Source organism: Mycobacterium sp., from assembly GCF_032161845.1.
In the GTDB taxonomy this organism is placed as follows: Bacteria; Actinomycetota; Actinomycetes; order Mycobacteriales; family Mycobacteriaceae; genus Mycobacterium.
Genome location: NZ_JAVRQA010000370.1, coordinates 1 through 2,522, shown reverse-complemented (window position 1 = coordinate 2,522; position 2,522 = coordinate 1). Strand labels below are relative to the sequence as shown.

At 65.4% G+C, this 2,522-nt stretch carries 3 protein-coding genes; 2 read left to right on the top strand and 1 reads right to left on the bottom strand.

Going from position 1 to position 2,522, the window contains the following annotated elements; all coding sequences use genetic code 11:
* On the bottom strand, positions 1 to 215 hold a 215-nt coding region (locus QOD90_RS20165; RefSeq protein WP_526352604.1), incomplete at its 3' end, for an ATP-binding cassette domain-containing protein.
* A 58-nt stretch (positions 216 to 273) separates the two neighbouring features.
* Here QOD90_RS20165 and QOD90_RS20160 point away from each other — a divergent pair.
* Both QOD90_RS20160 and tyrS read left to right on the top strand, forming a co-directional pair.
* Positions 274 to 882, top strand: coding sequence for a DNA-3-methyladenine glycosylase (locus QOD90_RS20160; protein ID WP_526352603.1), 609 nt, complete (start codon positions 274 to 276; stop codon positions 880 to 882).
* A gap of 20 nt (positions 883 to 902) precedes the next feature.
* The gene (gene tyrS, locus QOD90_RS20155; protein WP_526352605.1) at positions 903 to 2,180 is read left to right on the top strand and encodes a tyrosine--tRNA ligase; all 1,278 of its coding nucleotides are present in this window, start codon (positions 903 to 905) and stop codon (positions 2,178 to 2,180) included.
* Positions 2,181 to 2,522 lie beyond the last annotated feature (342 nt).

Below are 2,522 nucleotides of genomic sequence, written 5' to 3'. Positions count from 1 at the left end.
CCACTGGCGATGATCTGGGTTCCGACGATGCTGCGGATCAGCGTGGTCTTGCCGCACCCGGACGGGCCGAGCACACCCGTGATGGTGCCTGGGGCGATGCGCACCGTGACGTCGTCCAATGCGGTGCGTGTGCCGCGGACGACGGTCAGATGCTCGACGGAAACGGCGGGTTCGGCGCCGTGTCGAAGAAATTCATCACTCGATGAAGTCATCATGTGATGAATATCCTCCCCGCTGGTATGGGTGTCAAGGACGACGGGCAGAATCGCTTCGGTGAGCGCTGAGCGGTTGGCCACCGACCCGGTGTCGGCCGCCCGATTGCTGGTCGGAGCGGCACTGACCTGCCGCGGAGTCGCTGCGACGGTCGTCGAGGTCGAGGCGTACGGCGGCCCGACCGAAGGACCATGGCCCGACGCCGCGTCGCATTCCTTCCGTGGCCGCGGCGGACGCAACGCCATCATGTTCGGTCCGCCGGGACGGATGTACACCTACCGCAGCCACGGCATCCACGTGTGCGCAAACGTGGTGTGCGGTGACGATGGCGTAGCCGCCGCGGTCCTTCTGCGCGCAGCGGTCGTGACGGATGGATTCGACGTCGCCCATGCCCGCCGTGGCCCCGTGCGCACCGCGGCCTTGGCCCGCGGGCCGGGGAACCTTTGCTCAGCGCTCGGAATCACCATGGACGACAACGGAATTGACCTCTTTGACGGCCGCGGCGACGTCGCCATCGAGCTCCGCGCTCCCGAGCCGGTCAGCAGCGGCCCACGCGTCGGAGTGAGCAAGGCAGCCGATCGGCCATGGCGGTTCTGGATCGCGGAGTCCCCCGAGGTGTCGGCGTACCGCCGTAGTCCGCGGGCACCCACGCCGGGCGATGGCGACTGATGGGAGAGGATTGGCACGTGATTTCTTCGGGCACCGGCATCCTCGATGAACTGGATTGGCGCGGCTTGATTGCGCAGTCCACCGACCGCGACGCCTTGGCCGCCGCGGCTTCCGGAGGACCGCTGACGCTCTATGCGGGCTTCGACCCCACGGCGCCGAGCCTGCACGCGGGACATCTGATTCCGCTGTTGACGTTGCAGCGCTTCCAGCGTGCTGGCCACCGGCCGATCGTCCTCGCCGGTGGTGCGACCGGGATGATCGGCGACCCCCGGGACACCGCAGAACGCACGCTGAACACGGCGGACACCGTCGCTGACTGGTCCGAGCGCATCCGCGGACAGTTGGAACGGTTCGTCGCGTTCGACGGGTCGCCGACCGGTGCGATCGTCGAGAACAACTTGTCCTGGACATCGCAGCTTTCGGCCATCGAATTCCTGCGTGACCTGGGTAAACACTTCTCCGTGAACGTGATGCTCGACCGCGACACCATTCGTCGCCGCCTCGATGGCGACGGTATCTCCTACACGGAGTTCAGCTACATGCTGTTGCAGGCCAATGACTTCGTGGAGCTGCACCAAAAGCATGGCTGCACGTTGCAGATCGGTGGCTCCGACCAGTGGGGCAACATCATCGCGGGAGTGCGCCTGGTCCGGCAGAAGCTCGGCGCCAGCGCGCACGCGCTGACCGTGCCGCTGGTCACGTCGGCCGACGGCAAGAAGTTCGGCAAGTCCACCGGCGGCGGCAACGTCTGGCTCGACCCCGAACTGACGACCCCGTACGCCTGGTACCAGTACTTCTTCAACACCGCCGACGCCGATGTCATCCGCTACCTGCGGTGGTTCACGTTCCTGGCGGCCGACGAGCTCGCCGACCTCGAGGTGGCGACCACGGAGCGGGCCCACGAGCGGGCCGCCCAACGCCGGCTCGCCCAGGAACTCACCACACTGGTCCACGGCCAGGCCGCGACCGACTCTGTCGAGCTGGCCAGCCAGGCCCTATTCGGCCGGGGTGAACTCGCAGGCCTGGATGAATCGACGCTGGCCGCGGCGCTGCGCGAGACGTCGGTCGCCGAGCTCACCGCCGGCGTTCCGGATGGTATTGGCGATCTTCTGGTCGCTACCGGTCTGTCGAAGAGCAAGGGCGAGGCGCGACGAACGCTGTCCGAGGGCGGGGTCTACGTCAACAACGTCCGCGTCGACAGCGATGACTGGACGCCCGATGCGGGGGACTTCCTTCACGGCAAGTGGCTGGTTCTGCGGCGAGGCAAGCGAAACATTGCGGGCGTGGAGAGGGTTTGAGCGACCGCTCATGGTCTGAACTTCTGCCGGACACGCCTTCTACCAGGTAATTTGACTCTCCGTTATCCGGCACGTAACTTATTGCAAGTCGTCGCGACGCGGTCAAGCCGCTGAGCGCGACGGCATCCCAGAGGGAAGTCCACTTCGGTGGACGTCTTCTACTGTCCGCACTACGGCCTAGCGGCTTTCGCCGCGGAGTTGTTGCGCGGCCGGGTGGGTGTGTTGTTTGAGAACTCAATAGTGTGTTTGGTGGTTTTTGTTTGTTGTTTTTGGCCATCCTCGTGGGGGACTCCTCGTCTTCCTTTGGTGGGGGTGGTTTGTTTTTTTGATGCCAGTTTTTGG